The following is a 15,969-nucleotide window of genomic DNA, read 5'->3' as shown; positions in this document are numbered from 1 at the left end:
GGCTGCATTGTCCGGGCCTTTTTTGCGGCCGCGCCGTTGTCCGCCAAATCGCTAATGTGATGGAACCAAGCGGCTGCCATATGTCTTACGCTGTATCCTGCAGCGCTTGCAGGCCAATCAACAGCGCCGGTAGCAGCCGGGTTTTCGCGTCTGGCGCAAGGAGGTGTCAGATGACACGACGTCTTGTGGCGACGATGATCTTGGCGTCGCTTGCGATATCAGCCGGTGCGGCGCAGGCGAATGCGGCTGGACAATGCGCACCGCGGGCCGATCTGATCAAGGCACTCGGCGAGAAGTTCCATGAGAGCGAGGCCGGGCGTGGCTTGATCAATTCCGGCGTGGTTCTCGAAGTCTTTGTTTCCGAACAAGGCAGCTGGACCGTTCTTGCCTCCGATACCGCGGGCCGGAGCTGCATCCTTTCCGTCGGTGAAGGCTGGGACAGTACAATGATGAAAGCGGCCCTGCCGGGTGCTTGAGCGGCCGGTGCGTTCCTCGGCAGGTCGCGTTGCTGCTTGCGCCGTGACGGGAGGCCCTTTTGCGGCTGCTTGTTTTCGGATCGGGGCCTCACCATATCGATTCCAGGGAATGATAAATTTCCTGACGACAGACCGGAAACCAGAAGGAGTGACGTGATGAAGACGTCGAACCCGGCCTGGAGCGTCCCGGTGCACTGAGGCTGCCCCATGTGCCTCCCTTGCCGGAACGCGAAGGCGAAGGAGGTGCCGGATGGCACACAAATTTTCGTTTCCATGGATCAGGATAGCCGCGGCGCCGCGCTGGCGCTGTCGACGCTATCTGCGCAGGCGCAATTTGTCTGCGGCGGCCACAGCGACCTTGTCGCGGGACTGGCGCAGGCCTTTCAACAAAAGCAGATCGGCTACGGTGTGGTCGGCCAGGCCGCCATCGTCGAAGTCTATGTTTCGGCAAGCGGGACCTGGTCCATGCTGGTGACCGACGTGCAGGGCCGAAGCTGCATTTTCGCGACCGGTGAGGGATGGGAAAATACCGCCATCGCCACCGCGCAAGGAATCTGACCGCCCGATCAGCGGGTCGCGGCGACCTCGGCATGGCCGCGCAGCAGCGCCATCAGCCGCTTGGCATCCTTGGCGGCTCCCTCCTCGTCGCCGTCAAGGATCGAGCGGATCAGCGCGACGTGATGCTCGGCTGACTCGGCTAGGCCCGTGTCGGCCTTGTAACGGAACCAGAAGCGGCGGCTGTGGGTCTGCAGCGGCGCGGCCAGACGTGCGGCGAAGGGGTTGTCGGCGGCCATCGCCAGCGCCTCGTCGAGCGCCTTGTCGGCCTGGATGAAGGCAAGCACATTGCCCGAGATGACCGCCTTCTGCATGGCGAGCGCCGCCTCGTGAAACAGGTCGGCGGCCTCGCGGGTGACGAAGCGGGCGGCCGAACGGGCCAGCACCACCTCGACACCACGCCGGGCGTCGAGCACGCGCAGCCAGTCGCCGGGATGCAGCGGCGCGATCGCGATGCCGGCGCGTGGCCTGACATCCAGCAGGCCTTCCCAGGCCAGCCGCTGGATCGCCTCGCGCACCGGCGTGCGGCCGAGGTCCAGCTTCTCGATAAGCGCCCCTTCGGTGACAAAGCTCGACGGCGCCAGTTCCAACGTGACGATCATATGCTCGAGCACGCGGTAGGCCCTTGCCGCCGCCGGCTCGGACGTCATGGTTGCTTCCATGGATATCAAAGGCGATCTCCTGATATATTTTGAATATATCATAACGGATTCCGCATTGACAGCGGGTTTCTTAACAGATATACGGCTGATATATCAGATGGAGACACAACTATGTGGACCGGAGTTTTTCCCGCCGTCACGACCAAATTCACCGCTGACGACCGGCTCGACCATGCCGAAATGGAGCGCTGCTTTGGCCTGCAGATGGAGGCCGGTTGCGATGGCATCATCGTCTGCGGCTCACTCGGCGAAGGGCCGATGCTGTCGCCTGACGAGAAGATCGAGGTGCTGAAGACCGCGCAGAAAGTCGCCGGCAAGAAGCCGGTGCTGCTGACGGTCAACGAAGCGGGCACCCGTGAGGCCGCCGCTATCGCCAGGCGCGCCGCCGGGGAAGGCGCCGATGGCCTGATGGTGGTGCCGAGCCCGATCTACCACACCAACGCGGAAGAGACCGTCGCGGCGCTGCGCGCCGTCGCCGAGGCCGGCGACCTGCCGGTGATGATCTACTCCAACCGGCTCGCCTATCGCGTCGACGTCACCGTCGACCAGATGGAGGAGCTGGCGTCGGACAAGCGCTTCGTCGCCATCAAGGAATCCTCCGACGACATCAGGCGTTCGACCGAGATCATCAACCGGCTTGGCGACCGCTACGACCTGTTCACCGGTGTCGACAATCTCGCCTTCGAGGCGCTGTCGGTCGGCGCCATCGGCTGGGTCGCCGGCCTGGTCACCGCCTTCCCGCGAGAGACCGTCGCCATCTACCAGCTGATGAAGCAGGGCCGCCGCGAGGAGGCGCTCGCCATCTACCGCTGGTTCCGGCCGCTGCTCGACCTCGACGTCTCGACCTATCTGGTACAGAACATCAAGCTTGCCGAAGTGCTGGCAATCGATACCAATGACCGCGTGCGCATGCCGCGCCAGCCGCTGTCGGGCGAGCGCCGCAAGGCGGTGGAGAAGATCATTCGGGATGCACTGGCGGCACGGCCGAAGCTGCCATCGCTCCAGACGTCGCCTCTATCGGCGGACAGACTGGTGGCGGCCGAATAAGGGACAGCACCGACGTGCCAGGAAATTCCAAATCCCCGGAACAGGAGCAGCGCTCCGCCGCTGGGGCACCTTTTCCCCGGGAACGGGGAGAAGGGGAAGACATCGCCATCATCGGTGGCGGCATCATCGGCATCTGTGCCGCTGCCCTGCTTGTCGAGGCCGGGCGCAGCGTCACAATCTTCGACCGCACCGGCATCTGCGAGGAGACGAGTTCCGGCAATGCGGCGGCCTTCGCCTTCTCGGACGTGCTGCCGCTGGCGCACAAGGGCATGATCAAGAACCTGCCGAAATGGCTGGCTGATCCGCTCGGCCCGCTCAGCATTCCGCCGGCCTATCTGCCGAAGCTGCTGCCCTGGCTGATCCGCTTCTGGCGCGCCGGTGCGCCGGCGAAATACGAGGCCAGCCTCGCCGCCCAGGCCGGCATGATGAAGCTCGCCGAAGCGGAATGGATGGGCCTGCTCGATCGATCCGGCACGCGGCCGATGCTGCGCGAGGATGGCTCGCTCGAACTCTACGAGAGCGAGGCCGAGTTTCGCGCCTCGCTGTCCGGCTGGGCCGCGCGCGAGCGTTTCGGCATCGGCTTTCGCCATGTCGAGGGCGAAGGCCTAGCGGATTTGCAGCCGGGCCTGTCCCCGCGCTTCATCAAGGGCACCTTCGTGCCGGGCTGGAAGACGGTCGCCGATCCGAAATTGCTCGGCAAGGCGGTGTGGGCTTATGCCGAGGCCAGGGGTGCCCGCTTTGTTAAGGCTGGGATCGACCGGGTCGCGGCGGACCAGGGTGGCGCGATGCTGATGCTGGCCGACGGCACGACCAGGCAGGCAAGGCACCTCATCATCGCCGCCGGCGCCTGGTCGCATCTCCTGGCGCGGCAGCTTGGCGACCGCATTCCGTTGGAGACCGAGCGCGGCTACAACACGACGCTGCCCAAAAGCGCCTTCGACGTAAAGCGGCAGCTGATCTTCTCCGGTCATGGCTTCGTCGTCACGCCGCTGGAGACAGGCCTGCGCGTCGGCGGCGCCGTCGAACTCGGCGGCATCGAGCGGCCGCCCAATTTTGCCAGATCGAAGGCGCTCCTGCAGAAGGCGCAGAAATTCCTGCCCGGGCTCGATCCCTCGGGCGGGCGCGAATGGATGGGGTACAGGCCTTCGCTGCCGGATTCGGTGCCTGTCATCGGCAAGGCGTCGGGAAGCCGGCCTGTGGTCTATGCTTTCGGCCATGGCCATCTCGGCCTGACCCAGGCCGCGGCGACCGGACGGTTGATCCGAGAAATCATCCTGGGGCAGGTTGCGTCTGTCGATCTCGCCCCCTTCAGTCCACAACGGTTTTGAATTTTTCGAGGAGCGCCATGGCCAAGAAATCCTTCTTCTGCATCGACGGCCACACATGCGGCAATCCGGTGCGGCTGGTCGCCGGCGGCGGCCCGCTGCTCGAGGGCTCGACGATGATGGAACGGCGCGCGCATTTCCTTGCCGAGTATGACTGGATCCGCACCGGCCTGATGTTCGAGCCGCGCGGCCATGACGTGATGTCGGGTTCGATCCTCTATCCGCCGACGCGCGAGGATTGCGATATCGCCATCCTGTTCATCGAAACCTCAGGCTGCCTGCCGATGTGCGGCCACGGCACCATAGGCACGGTGACGATGGCCATCGAGCATGGGCTGATCAAGCCGAAGACGCCGGGCGTGCTGAGGCTCGATACGCCGGCCGGGCTGGTCATCGCCGAGTACAAACAGGTCGGCGAATATGTCGAGGAGGTGCGCATTACCAATGTGCCATCGTTCCTTCATGCCGAAGGGCTGACGGTCGAATGTCCCGGGCTTGGCGAGATCACCGTCGACGTCGCCTATGGCGGCAATTTCTATGCCATCGTCGAGCCGCAGGAGAACTACCGCGACATGGCGGATCATTCCGCCGGCGACCTGATCGCCTGGAGCCCGGTGGTGCGGCAGCGGCTCAACGAGAAGTATTCCTTCGTGCACCCGGAAAACCCCGGCATCAACCGATTGTCGCACATGTTGTGGACCGGCAAGCCGACGGTGGAAGGGGCCGACGCCCGCAACGCCGTCTTCTACGGCGACAAGGCGATCGACCGCTCACCGTGCGGCACCGGCACGTCGGCGCGCATGGCGCAGCTCCATGCCAAGGGCAAGCTCAAGGCCGGCGACGCCTTCGTGCATGAATCGATCATCGGTTCGCTGTTCAAGGGCAAGGTCGAAAAGGAGGTCGCGGTGGCGGGCAAACCGGCGATCATTCCCTCGATCGGCGGCTGGGCGCGGATGACCGGACTGAACACGATCTTCATCGACGACCGCGATCCGTTTGCGCATGGTTTCGTGGTCAAGTGAGGAGAATCCTGACCCTGCGGAAAGGAGTGTGGCGAAAAGACGAACCCTGTCAGGAACGCAACGATTCTTCTTATCACCTAATTTTGACGGCGATTTCTTCGAAACGGGGTGCAAGATACGGCCGAATCGTCAAAGACATTGCGTTATGCCAATGATAGGGTCCGCGATAGTCCAGGGATCGGGTGCAGAAAACGGGCGGTCGGAACGACGTGAATCGGAAACACGCGGGGCGGTCAAAAAAATCACGTTGCAATCCGGGCTCGAAACTTTACGACTAGGGGAAATACGAAAAGGAATGCGTCTGCATGGGCGACATTCCAGGGGAGCCATGTACACATGCAGTACTTTGTCCAGCAGCTTATCAACGGGCTGACGCTGGGATCGATCTATGGCCTGATCGCAATCGGCTACACGATGGTCTACGGCATCATCGGCATGATCAACTTCGCCCATGGCGACATTTTCATGGTGGGCGCCTTCACGGCGCTGATCGTCTTCCTCATCCTCGGCGCGCTGTTCTATTCGGTGCCCGTGGTCATCGCGCTGCTGGTCATGATGATCGTGGCGATGCTGCTGACCAGCCTCTACAACTGGACGATCGAGAAGGTGGCCTACCGGCCGCTGCGCGGTTCGTTCCGGCTGGCGCCGCTGATCACCGCCATCGGCATGTCGATCGCGCTGTCGAACTTCGTCCAGGTGACGCAGGGTCCGCGCAACAAGCCGATCCCGCCGATGGTCAGCCAGGTCTACAACATCAACGGCGTCAGCGTGTCGCTGAAGCAGATCATCATCGTCATCGTCACCGCGCTGCTCCTGGTGGTGTTCTGGTACCTGGTCAACAGGACCTCGCTTGGCCGGGCGCAACGCGCCTGCGAACAGGACCGCAAGATGGCCGCCCTTCTGGGCATCGACGTCGACCGCACCATCTCCATCACCTTCATCATGGGTGCCTCGCTTGCCGCCGTCGCCGGCACGCTGTTCCTGATGTACTATGGCGTGGTGGCTTTCTCCGACGGTTTTGTGCCGGGTGTGAAGGCATTCACCGCGGCGGTGCTTGGCGGCATCGGCTCGTTGCCGGGCGCCGTGCTTGGCGGGCTGCTGATCGGCTTCATCGAAAGCATGTGGTCGGCCTATTTCTCGATCGACTACAAGGACGTCGCGGCGTTCTCGATCCTGGCGATCGTGCTGATCTTCCTGCCTTCCGGCATATTGGGCCGGCCAGAAGTCGAAAAGGTCTGAGATCATGGCCGTGACCGTATCTCGTGAGAGCGACAGCGTCGCCACCCCCACCCAACGCGCGCTTAAGGAAGCGTTCTATGCCGGCGCCATCGCGCTTGGCCTGTTCGTGCTGTTCATCGGGCTGAAGACCGGTCAGAACATGTCCAATGAACTGGTCCTCACTCAGCGCTGGGGCTTGCTCGCCGCCGTGGTGATCGCCACGGCCGTCGGCCGTTTCCTCTATGTTGCCTATGGCCAGCCTTTCATGGCCAACCAAAAGATCGCCAACGTCGCCACCGGTCTGTTGCCGGCCAGCGTCGGGTCAAGGTTCTTCACGCTGCCGGCGTTCATCGTGGCTGTCGTCGCGGCGGTGCTGCTGTTCCTGTTCAACAGCTCCCTCGCCGGATGGGTGGGAGCAGAACCGGCCGGCTATCTGCAATTCCTGCGCGCCCTGGCGGTCATCTATCTGCTGGCTTGCGTGATCTACTACTTCCGCGCCTTCATCCATGCCAACTTCACCAAATTGGGCATCACGGCACTGGTGCTGTACCCGATCCTCGTGGTCGCGGTGCTGTCGCTGAACGCCTGGTCGATTGCCGGAGGTCTGCAGGGCTCGCTGAAATGGGTCGACAATTTCGGCATCCAGATCCTGATCTATGTGATGCTGGCCTGGGGACTGAACATCGTCGTTGGCCTCGCCGGCCTGCTCGACCTCGGCTACGTCGCCTTTTACGCACTTGGCGCCTATGCCTATGCGCTTCTTGCCACGCAATACGGCCTGTCGTTCTGGATCCTGCTGCCGGCCGCGGGCTGCATGGCCGCCCTGTGGGGGGTGCTGCTCGGCTTCCCCGTGCTGCGCCTGCGCGGCGATTACCTGGCGATCGTGACGCTCGCCTTCGGCGAGATCATCCGCCTGGTGCTGATCAACTGGCGCGAGGTCACCAACGGGTCGGCCGGTATCTCCGGCATTCCCAAGGTTTCCTTCTTCGGCCTGATGACCTTCAACGTGTCGGACCCCAACTACATTGCCAAGGTCCTGCACATTGCGACCTCGAGCGCCTACTACAAGATCTTCCTCTACTATCTGATCCTGGGCCTGTGCCTGCTTACCGCCTTCGTCACCATCAGGCTGCGCCGTCTGCCGGTCGGCCGCGCCTGGGAAGCCTTGCGTGAGGACGAGATCGCCTGCCGCTCGCTCGGCATCAACACCACCACCACCAAGCTGACCGCCTTCGCCACCGGCGCCATGTTCGGCGGCTTCGCCGGCTCGTTCTTCGCCGCACGGCAAGGCTTCGTCAGCCCGGAATCCTTCGTTTTCCTGGAATCGGCCATCATCCTTGCCATCGTCGTTCTCGGCGGCATGGGCTCGCTGGTCGGCATCGCGGTTGCCGCGATGGTTATGATCGGCGGCACCGAGGCGCTGCGTGAACTCGACTTCCTCAAGCAGATCTTCGGGCCGGACTTCACCCCTGAACTGTACCGCATGCTTCTGTTCGGCATGGCCATGGTCATCGTCATGCTGTGGAAGCCGCGCGGCTTCGTCGGCAGTCGTGAACCGACCGCCTTCCTCAAGGAGCGAAGGGCTGTCTCAAGCTCCTTCACCAAGGAGGGCCACGGCTGATGAATGCGACCACGCAAATGAATGACGCCATCCTGCAGGTCGACCATCTGTCGATGAAGTTCGGCGGCCTGGTCGCCATCGGCGACCTGTCCTTCACCGCCAGACGCGGCGAGATCACGGCGCTGATCGGGCCTAACGGCGCCGGCAAGACCACAGTGTTCAACTGCATCACCGGCTTCTACAAGCCGTCCGAAGGCATGATCACGCTCAACCGGGCCGACGGCTCGACCTATCTGCTGGAGCGGTTGCCCAACCATGAGATCCCGGCGCGCGCCAAGGTGGCGCGCACCTTCCAGAACATCCGGCTGTTCTCGGGCATGACGCTGCTGGAGAACCTTCTGGTTGCCCAGCACAACAAGCTGATGAAGGCATCGGGCTATACGGTGCTTGGCCTGTTCGGCTTCAGCGGTTACCGCAAGGCATCAGCCGAGTCGATGGAGCTGGCCAGGCATTGGCTGGAGAAGGCCGATCTCGTCGATCGCGCCGACGATCCGGCCGGCGACCTGCCCTATGGCGCGCAGCGGCGCCTCGAGATCGCGCGTGCCATGTGCACGGGTCCGGAGCTTCTGTGTCTCGACGAGCCCGCGGCCGGCCTCAACCCGAAGGAATCGGCGGCGCTCAACGATCTCTTGATGGACATCAAGCACAACACCGGTACCTCGATCCTGCTGATCGAGCACGACATGTCGGTGGTCATGCAGATTTCCGACCATGTCGTGGTGCTGGAATATGGCCGCAAGATCTCCGACGGCAATCCGCAGTCGGTGCGCACCGATCCGCGCGTCATCGCCGCCTATCTCGGCGTCGACGACGAGGAGGTCGAGACCGTGCTGACCGAGGTCGGCGATGAGGACGTCATCGAGCAGCTCGACATTGGGCCGGATGCCGCGCATGGCCCGGGAACGTCGTCATCATACCTGGCCGGACCTGTGACCGACACCGTCGGACACAGCGACGGCGAGCGCGTCACGGTGTCGAAGGGCGCCTCAAAGGCGGCGCAGGTCGATGCAAGGGCCAATTCGCCAAGAAAGCCGTCCGAGCGGGCCACGGCCAAGCCGACCGGAAAATCCTCGACAGCCAAGCCGCGTGGGGGGCGTAAATAATGGCCGGGACAACGCTGCTCGATATCAAGGGCGTGGAGACCTACTACGGCAACATCCGGGCTTTGAACGGCGTCGACGTCACCGTCAAGGAAGGTGAGATCGTGGCGCTGATCGGCGCCAACGGCGCCGGCAAATCGACGCTGATGATGACCATTTTCGGTGCTCCGCGCGCCCGTACGGGGACCATCACCTTCGCCGGCACCGACATCACCCAGTTGCCGACGCACGAGATCGCGCGCATGCGCATCGCCCAGTCACCCGAAGGCCGGCGGATCTTCCCGCGCATGACGGTGATGGAAAACCTGCAGATGGGCGCCAGCCTCGACAACCTCAAGCACTATGACGAGGACGTCGAGAAGGTGTTCACGCTGTTCCCGCGGCTCAAGGAGCGCATCGCCCAGCGCGGCGGCACGCTGTCGGGCGGCGAGCAGCAGATGCTGTCCATCGGACGCGCGCTGATGGCGCGGCCGAAGCTTCTTCTGCTCGACGAGCCGTCGCTGGGCCTGGCGCCGCTGATCGTCAAGCAGATCTTCGACGCCATCCGCGAGCTGAACCGCACGCAAGGGCTGACCGTGTTCCTGGTCGAGCAGAACGCGTTCGGCGCGCTGAAGCTCGCCACGCGCGGCTACGTCATGGTCAACGGCAATGTGACGATGAGCGGCACCGGCAAGGAACTGCTCGCCAATCCGGAAGTGCGCGCCGCCTATCTCGAAGGCGGACATCACTGAGTTTGGAGCGGAACGTGCATCCAGTATTCCGCTCCAACTTGTTCGTTTGTCGCGTGATCCTTGTCCGAAGAGTCCGCAGCTTTTCGGGATCATGCTAGGGAGACTTCATCATGCAGGGCATTCTCTATGAGGAACCCTCGATCTGGCAGTTCTTCTTCGTCACCTGCCTGCTCGGCGGCTGGGCGGCCTGGATGACCGGCAAGGCCAGCGCCCAGACATGGCGCTCCTTCATCCAGCTTTTTGCCTATCTGCTGGGTCTCGGCATCGGCATCCGCTTCATCCATCACGCGCTGTTCGACGGCACGATGTTCTCGCTGCACTACTATATCGTCGACACCATCGTGCTGATGATATTGGGCTTCGTCGGCTATCAATACACACGAACAAACCAGATGGTCACACAGTATAATTGGCTCTACGAAAGAGCTTCAATCTTGAGCTGGAAACCGAAAGGTTGACGTTCATCATTAACGCCGCGTCAGGGATGAATCGGCGTGACAAGTGCCTGAAAATCGGCAAACTATGCTTTCTGCGATAAGGGTGGGCATCGCATGAAAGCTTCATCCACGCCCACTCCGTTAATGGGAGCGTTTAAATGAAAAAGTCACTTTTGTCCGCCGTCGCCCTGACCGCGCTGGTCGCGTTCGGCGGCAACGCGTGGGCTGATGTAGTATTCGGCGTTGCCGGTCCGATCACCGGTCCGAACGCGGCCTTCGGCGCACAGCTGCAGAAGGGCGCTGAGGCGGCGGTCGCCGCGATCAACGCCAAGGGCGGCATCAATGGCGAGCAGATCAAGCTCGAAGTCGGCGACGACGTCTCCGATCCGAAGCAGGGCATTTCGGTCGCCAACAAGTTCGTCGGCGACGGCGTCAAGTTCGTGATCGGCCACTTCAACTCGGGCGTCTCGATCCCGGCCTCGGAAGTCTACGCCGAAAACAACATCGTCGAAATCACGCCGGCCGCGACCAACCCGAAGTTCACCGAGCGTGGCCTGTGGAACGTGTTCCGCACCTGCGGACGCGACGATCAGCAGGGCAGCATCGCCGGCGCCTACATCGCCGCGAACTTCAAGGATGCCAAGGTCGCCGTCGTGCACGACAAGACCCCTTATGGCCAGGGCCTCGCCGATGAAACCAAGAAGGCGATGAACGCCGCCGGCGTCAAGGAAGTGATGTATGAAGGCGTCAATGTCGGCGACAAGGACTTCTCGGCGCTTATCGCCAAGATGAAGGAAGCCGGCGTCACCCTGATCTACTGGGGCGGCCTGCATACCGAAGCCGGCCTGATCATCCGCCAGTCGGCGGACCAGGGCCTCAAGGCGCCGATGATGTCGGGTGACGGCATCGTGACGGACGAACTCGCCGCGATCGCTGGCGACGCCGTCGCCGGCACGCTCAACACGTTCGGACCCGATCCGCGCCTGATCCCGGCCAACAAGGAACTCGTCGAGAAGTTCCGTGCGCAGGGCTTCGAGCCGGAAGCCTACACGCTCTACGCCTACGCCGCCGTGCAGGTGGTCGCCGAGGCAGCTGCTGCCGCCAAGACGAACGACCCGCAGGCCGTTGCCAAGGCGATGCATGAAAGCGGCCCGTTCCCGACCGTTCTGGGCGATCTCGCCTATGACGCCAAGGGCGACCCGAAGCTGCCGGGCTACATCATGTACGAGTGGAAGAAGAAGGACGACGGCAAGTATTCCTGGTTCCCGAAATAAGCTGCTCCAGCAGGCCTGAAATCCAAGATGCCCGGCGCAACGCGCCGGGCATTTTCTTTTGGCGCGTCTCAGTCGGCCGATGACGCTCTTTGTCGGCTCCGCTCAGCCTGGAGAGATCGCATCCAGGATCGAAATTGTCGCCATTGTTCCGTCCGTTGGGGTCAAGGCGTGCGAGTGTTGGCCGGATAATTGATTTAAATCGGTTTAAATCGGCGTTGATTTTGTTTGCACTGCAGCATTTTCACGCTAATCATTGCACCGATTTCCCGTCCCTTCCGCTGCTGGAGCCCAGTCCTTGGCCATCACGAAGATCCTCGTCGCCAACCGGTCAGAAATCGCCATCCGCGTTTTTCGCGCGGCCAACGAGTTGGGCCTCAAAACCGTGGCGATCTGGGCCGAGGAGGACAAATATTCGCTGCACCGGTTCAAGGCCGATGAAAGCTACCAGGTCGGGCGCGGCCCGCATCTGGCCAAGGATATGGGACCGATCGAGAGCTATCTGTCGATCGAGGAGGTGATCCGCGTCGCCAGGCTTTCGGGCGCCGATGCCATCCACCCCGGCTACGGGCTGCTGTCCGAAAGCCCCGAATTCGCCGAGGCCTGCGCGCAGGCCGGCATCACCTTCATCGGTCCGAAGCCGGACACGATGCGCCGCCTCGGCAACAAGGTCGCGGCGCGCAACCTCGCCATCGAGGTCGGCGTGCCGGTCATTCCCGCCACCGATCCGTTGCCGGACGATATGGAGGCGGTCAAGAAACTGGCCAAGGAGATTGGCTATCCGGTGATGCTGAAGGCCTCCTGGGGCGGCGGCGGGCGCGGCATGCGCGCCATCCGTTCCGAGGCCGATCTCACCCGTGAGGTCACGGAAGGCAAGCGTGAGGCGAAGGCCGCGTTCGGCAAGGACGAGGTCTACCTCGAAAAGCTGATCGAGCGCGCGCGCCACGTCGAGGTGCAGGTGCTTGGCGACACGCATGGCAATGTCGTGCACCTGTTCGAGCGCGATTGCTCGATCCAGCGCCGCAACCAGAAGGTCGTCGAGCGGGCGCCCGCGCCCTATCTCGAAATGTCGCAGCGCGAGGAGCTTTGCGGCCACGCGCTGAAGATCGCGCGCGAGACCAGCTATATCGGCGCCGGCACGGTCGAGTTCCTGCAGGATGCCGATACCGGAAAATTCTATTTCATCGAGGTCAACCCGCGCATCCAGGTCGAGCATACCGTCACCGAACAGGTGACCGGCATCGACATCGTCAAGGCGCAGATCCACATCCTCGACGGCTTCGCCATCGGCACACCGCAATCGGGCGTGCCGGAGCAGAAGGACATCAGGCTGAACGGCCATGCCTTGCAGTGCCGCATCACCACCGAGGATCCCGAGCACAATTTCATTCCGGATTATGGCCGTATCACCGCCTATCGCGGCGCCACCGGCTTCGGCATCCGGCTGGATGGCGGCACTGCCTATTCCGGCGCGGTCATCACCCGCTTCTACGATCCGCTGCTGGAGAAGGTGACGGCGTGGGCGCCGACGCCGGCCGAGACGATTGCCCGCATGAACCGGGCTCTGCGCGAATTCCGCATCCGCGGCGTCGCCACCAACCTCACCTTCCTCGAAGCGATCATCAACCACCCGAGCTTCGCCGACAATTCCTATACGACCAAGTTCATCGACACGACGCCGGAGCTGTTCCAGCAGGTCAAGCGGCAGGACCGCGCCACCAAGCTGCTCAACTACCTGGCCGATGTCAGCGTCAACGGCCACCCCGAGACGCGCGGCCGGCCGATGCCGAAGGCCGATGCGGCCGCACCGGTCGTGCCCTATCTCAACGGCAACGTGCCCGGCGGCAGCAAGCAGAAGCTGGACGTGCTCGGTCCGGAGAAGTTCGCCGGCTGGATGCGCGAGCAGAAGGAAGTGCTGGTCACTGACACGACGATGCGCGACGGCCACCAGTCGCTGCTGGCGACCCGTATGCGCACGCACGACATTGCCAATATTGCCGGCACCTATGCGCGCGCCTTGCCGCAGCTTCTGTCGCTCGAATGCTGGGGCGGCGCGACCTTTGACGTCGCCATGCGCTTCCTCACCGAGGATCCGTGGGAGCGGCTGTCGCTGGTGCGCGAGGCGGCTCCCAATCTGTTGCTGCAGATGTTGCTGCGCGGCGCCAACGGCGTCGGCTACACCAACTATCCCGACAATGTCGTGCAGCATTTCGTCAAGCAGGCGGCTGCCGGCGGCATCGACCTGTTCCGCGTCTTCGACTGCCTGAACTGGGTCGAGAACATGCGCGTCGCCATGGACGCGGTCGGCGCCGAGGGCAAGCTGATCGAAGCGGCGATGTGCTACACCGGCGACATTCTCGATCCGGCGCGAGCCAAGTACGATCTGAAATACTATGTCGGCCTGGCCGGCGAATTGCAGGCCGCCGGCGCCCACATCATCGCCGTCAAGGACATGGCGGGCCTGTTGAAGCCGGCCGCCGCCCGCGTGCTGTTCAAGGCGCTGCGCGAGGCGACCGACCTGCCGATCCATTTCCACACCCACGACACGTCTGGCCTGTCGGCGGCGACCGTGCTGGCGGCGGTGGAGAGCGGCGTCGACGCCATCGACGCGGCGATGGATGCCTTCTCCGGCAACACGTCGCAGCCTTGCCTGGGCTCGATCGTCGAGGCGCTGAAGGGCACCGAGCGCGACCCCGGCCTCGACCCGCAATGGATCCGCAAGATCTCGTTCTACTGGGAAGCGGTGCGCAACCAGTACGCCGCCTTCGAAAGCGACCTCAAGGGGCCGGCCTCGGAAGTCTATCTGCACGAAATGCCGGGCGGACAGTTCACCAACCTCAAGGAACAGGCGCGTTCGCTCGGGCTGGAGACGCGCTGGCACGAGGTGGCGCAGACCTATCACGACGTCAATCTGATGTTCGGCGACATCGTCAAGGTGACGCCGTCGTCCAAGGTCGTCGGCGACATGGCGCTGATGATGGTCAGCCAGGACCTGACCGTCGCGGATGTCGAGAACCCTGCCAGGGATATCGCCTTCCCGGACTCGGTCGTCTCGATGCTGCGTGGCGATCTCGGCCAGTCGCCCGGCGGTTGGCCGGCGGCTTTGCAGAAGAAGGCGCTGAAAGGCGACAAGCCGATCACGGCGCGGCCCGGATCGCTGCTCAAGCCTGCCGATCTCAAGGCCAGCCGCAAGGAGATCGAGGAGAAGCTCGAGCGCAAGCTCTCGGAATACGAATTCGCCTCGTGGCTGATGTATCCGAAGGTGTTCACCGACTTCGCCAGCGCGCAGGAGACCTACGGCCCGGTCAGCGTCCTGCCGACGCCGACCTATTTCTACGGCATGAAGTCGGAAGACGAGATCTTCATCGACATCGAGAAGGGCAAGACGCTGGTCGTGCGGTGCCTCGCTATTGGCGATGTCGACGACAAGGGCATGGTCACCGTGTTCTTCGAGCTCAACGGCCAGCCGCGGCGCGTCAAGGTGCCGGACCGGGCGCATGGCGCCTCAGCCGCCAAGGCGCGCCGCAAGGCCGAGCCAGGCAACGAGGCGCATGTCGGCGCGCCGATGCCGGGCGTGGTTTCCGCCCTTTCGGTCGCCACCGGCCAGGCGGTGAAGGCCGGCGACGTGCTGCTGTCGATCGAAGCCATGAAGATGGAAACGGCGCTGCACGCCGAGCGTGACGGCACCGTCGCCGAGGTGCTGGTCAAGGCCGGCGACCAGATCGATGCCAAGGATCTGCTGATCGCCTTCGCTTGAGAGCCGGCAAGGAGCGGGCAGGTTGTCGGCTTCTGTCGGCAGCCCTCATGCCTTGTTCGATAACAGCTTGACCCGCCGCTGCCGGTCGGGCATCGAACCGGCTCAAATTTGCCGCCGTCTTTCGCCGAGTCGCGGCGCCCAACCAATTTTGGAGAAAAACATGGCCGACGATATCACCGAGACCAGCCAGACTGTTGCCGCCGGCCAGCTGCGTGCCCTCATCGAACGCATCGAGCGGCTCGAGGAAGAAAAGAAGACGATCGCCGACGACATCAAGGAAGTGTTCGCCGAGGCCAAGGGCACGGGGTTCGACACCAAGGCGATACGCACCATCATCCGGCTACGCAAGAAGGACCAGGCCGAGCGCCAGGAAGAGGACGCCATCCTCGATCTGTACATGGCCGCGCTCGGCATGGTGTGAGGCGCGTGGCCGGAAACCGGCCATGAATGGTTTGACTTCGGCTGCCGCCGCGCCTCGGCCAGCGATGCCGGTGGTGCCACACGAGCAGGCCGGGCGGCTCAGGATGACGAAATCGATCCTGGCCGCCGCGTGAAGCCGAGGCCCGTCGATTTCGGATCGGCGTATCAAGGGCTGGAGCGCATCCAAATGTGGACCGCTGCTTAAAGCGCATGGAGCGAATCCGAAGGATCGCGACGCGCTTTAGGTTTTTGATTTCGCGCATGTCTCACCCGACTTAAACACCGCCTGTGAGAATATGTCATTAAGTCAGCATGTTAGGCGCGCGC

At 63.2% G+C, this 15,969-nt stretch carries 13 protein-coding genes and 1 pseudogene; 13 read left to right on the top strand and 1 reads right to left on the bottom strand.

Annotated features, from left to right (window positions below; genetic code table 11):
* Positions 1 to 170: 170 nt before the first annotated feature.
* Complete coding sequence (locus tag QQK95_RS25715; protein WP_284277204.1) at positions 171 to 476, top strand: hypothetical protein; 306 nt, start codon at positions 171 to 173, stop codon at positions 474 to 476.
* A gap of 243 nt (positions 477 to 719) precedes the next feature.
* Positions 720 to 1,034, top strand: a complete 315-nt coding sequence (locus QQK95_RS25710) for a hypothetical protein (protein ID WP_284277203.1) — start codon at positions 720 to 722, stop codon at positions 1,032 to 1,034.
* Between the two features lie 8 nt (positions 1,035 to 1,042).
* On the opposite strand, the gene QQK95_RS25705 is transcribed toward QQK95_RS25710, so the two are convergent.
* Positions 1,043 to 1,735, bottom strand: a complete 693-nt coding sequence (locus tag QQK95_RS25705; RefSeq protein WP_284277202.1) for a GntR family transcriptional regulator — start codon at positions 1,733 to 1,735, stop codon at positions 1,043 to 1,045.
* Between the two features lie 69 nt (positions 1,736 to 1,804).
* Between QQK95_RS25705 and QQK95_RS25700 the strand changes: the two genes are divergently transcribed.
* The 11 genes and pseudogenes from QQK95_RS25700 (at position 1,805) to QQK95_RS25650 (ending at position 15,643) form a co-directional block, all read left to right on the top strand.
* Complete coding sequence (locus tag QQK95_RS25700; RefSeq protein ID WP_284277201.1) at positions 1,805 to 2,740, top strand: dihydrodipicolinate synthase family protein; 936 nt, start codon at positions 1,805 to 1,807, stop codon at positions 2,738 to 2,740.
* A 14-nt stretch (positions 2,741 to 2,754) separates the two neighbouring features.
* Positions 2,755 to 4,068, top strand: a complete 1,314-nt coding sequence (locus tag QQK95_RS25695; RefSeq protein ID WP_284277200.1) for an NAD(P)/FAD-dependent oxidoreductase — start codon at positions 2,755 to 2,757, stop codon at positions 4,066 to 4,068.
* Positions 4,069 to 4,085: 17 nt separating this feature from the next.
* The gene (locus QQK95_RS25690; RefSeq protein ID WP_284277199.1) at positions 4,086 to 5,087 is read left to right on the top strand and encodes a 4-hydroxyproline epimerase; all 1,002 of its coding nucleotides are present in this window, start codon (positions 4,086 to 4,088) and stop codon (positions 5,085 to 5,087) included.
* 336 nt (positions 5,088 to 5,423) lie between these two features.
* The gene (locus QQK95_RS25685) at positions 5,424 to 6,326 is read left to right on the top strand and encodes a branched-chain amino acid ABC transporter permease (RefSeq protein WP_284277198.1); all 903 of its coding nucleotides are present in this window, start codon (positions 5,424 to 5,426) and stop codon (positions 6,324 to 6,326) included.
* A 4-nt stretch (positions 6,327 to 6,330) separates the two neighbouring features.
* Positions 6,331 to 7,926, top strand: a complete 1,596-nt coding sequence (gene livM / locus QQK95_RS25680) for a high-affinity branched-chain amino acid ABC transporter permease LivM (RefSeq protein WP_284277197.1) — start codon at positions 6,331 to 6,333, stop codon at positions 7,924 to 7,926.
* A pseudogene (locus tag QQK95_RS25675) lies at positions 7,926 to 9,011 on the top strand (ABC transporter ATP-binding protein); the annotation flags it as partial. The gene livM and the pseudogene QQK95_RS25675, both read left to right, overlap by 1 nt.
* A gap of 17 nt (positions 9,012 to 9,028) precedes the next feature.
* A complete protein-coding gene (locus QQK95_RS25670) occupies positions 9,029 to 9,757 on the top strand; it encodes an ABC transporter ATP-binding protein (protein WP_010912086.1) in 729 nt (242 codons plus the stop codon).
* A gap of 110 nt (positions 9,758 to 9,867) precedes the next feature.
* The gene (locus QQK95_RS25665) at positions 9,868 to 10,215 is read left to right on the top strand and encodes a DUF6867 family protein (protein ID WP_013892487.1); all 348 of its coding nucleotides are present in this window, start codon (positions 9,868 to 9,870) and stop codon (positions 10,213 to 10,215) included.
* 137 nt (positions 10,216 to 10,352) lie between these two features.
* The gene (locus QQK95_RS25660; RefSeq protein ID WP_284277193.1) at positions 10,353 to 11,468 is read left to right on the top strand and encodes a branched-chain amino acid ABC transporter substrate-binding protein; all 1,116 of its coding nucleotides are present in this window, start codon (positions 10,353 to 10,355) and stop codon (positions 11,466 to 11,468) included.
* Positions 11,469 to 11,763: 295 nt separating this feature from the next.
* Positions 11,764 to 15,222: a pyruvate carboxylase gene (pyc, locus tag QQK95_RS25655; RefSeq protein WP_284277192.1), complete on the top strand. Its 3,459-nt coding sequence runs from the start codon at positions 11,764 to 11,766 to the stop codon at positions 15,220 to 15,222.
* Between the two features lie 160 nt (positions 15,223 to 15,382).
* Positions 15,383 to 15,643, top strand: a complete 261-nt coding sequence (locus tag QQK95_RS25650; RefSeq protein WP_010912082.1) for a DUF2312 domain-containing protein — start codon at positions 15,383 to 15,385, stop codon at positions 15,641 to 15,643.
* Positions 15,644 to 15,969 lie beyond the last annotated feature (326 nt).

Origin of the sequence: Mesorhizobium huakuii (assembly GCF_030160235.1) — a bacterium.
Classification (GTDB): Bacteria; Pseudomonadota; Alphaproteobacteria; order Rhizobiales; family Rhizobiaceae; genus Mesorhizobium; species Mesorhizobium huakuii.
The sequence above is the reverse complement of the archived record's forward strand: the minus strand, read 5'-3'. Positions and strand labels throughout refer to the sequence as shown.

What these genes read in the sequence shown, in the direction of transcription:
- QQK95_RS25715 (WP_284277204.1), top strand. Translation starts at nt 171, where the DNA reads ATGACACGACGTCTTGTGGCGACGATGATCTTGGCGTCGCTTGCGATA.
- QQK95_RS25705 (WP_284277202.1), bottom strand. Translation starts at nt 1,735, where the DNA reads ATGATATATTCAAAATATATCAGGAGATCGCCTTTGATATCCATGGAA.
- QQK95_RS25700 (WP_284277201.1), top strand. Translation starts at nt 1,805, where the DNA reads ATGTGGACCGGAGTTTTTCCCGCCGTCACGACCAAATTCACCGCTGAC.
- QQK95_RS25690 (WP_284277199.1), top strand. Translation starts at nt 4,086, where the DNA reads ATGGCCAAGAAATCCTTCTTCTGCATCGACGGCCACACATGCGGCAAT.
- QQK95_RS25685 (WP_284277198.1), top strand. Translation starts at nt 5,424, where the DNA reads ATGCAGTACTTTGTCCAGCAGCTTATCAACGGGCTGACGCTGGGATCG.
- livM (WP_284277197.1), top strand. Translation starts at nt 6,331, where the DNA reads ATGGCCGTGACCGTATCTCGTGAGAGCGACAGCGTCGCCACCCCCACC.
- QQK95_RS25670 (WP_010912086.1), top strand. Translation starts at nt 9,029, where the DNA reads ATGGCCGGGACAACGCTGCTCGATATCAAGGGCGTGGAGACCTACTAC.
- QQK95_RS25665 (WP_013892487.1), top strand. Translation starts at nt 9,868, where the DNA reads ATGCAGGGCATTCTCTATGAGGAACCCTCGATCTGGCAGTTCTTCTTC.
- QQK95_RS25660 (WP_284277193.1), top strand. Translation starts at nt 10,353, where the DNA reads ATGAAAAAGTCACTTTTGTCCGCCGTCGCCCTGACCGCGCTGGTCGCG.
- QQK95_RS25650 (WP_010912082.1), top strand. Translation starts at nt 15,383, where the DNA reads ATGGCCGACGATATCACCGAGACCAGCCAGACTGTTGCCGCCGGCCAG.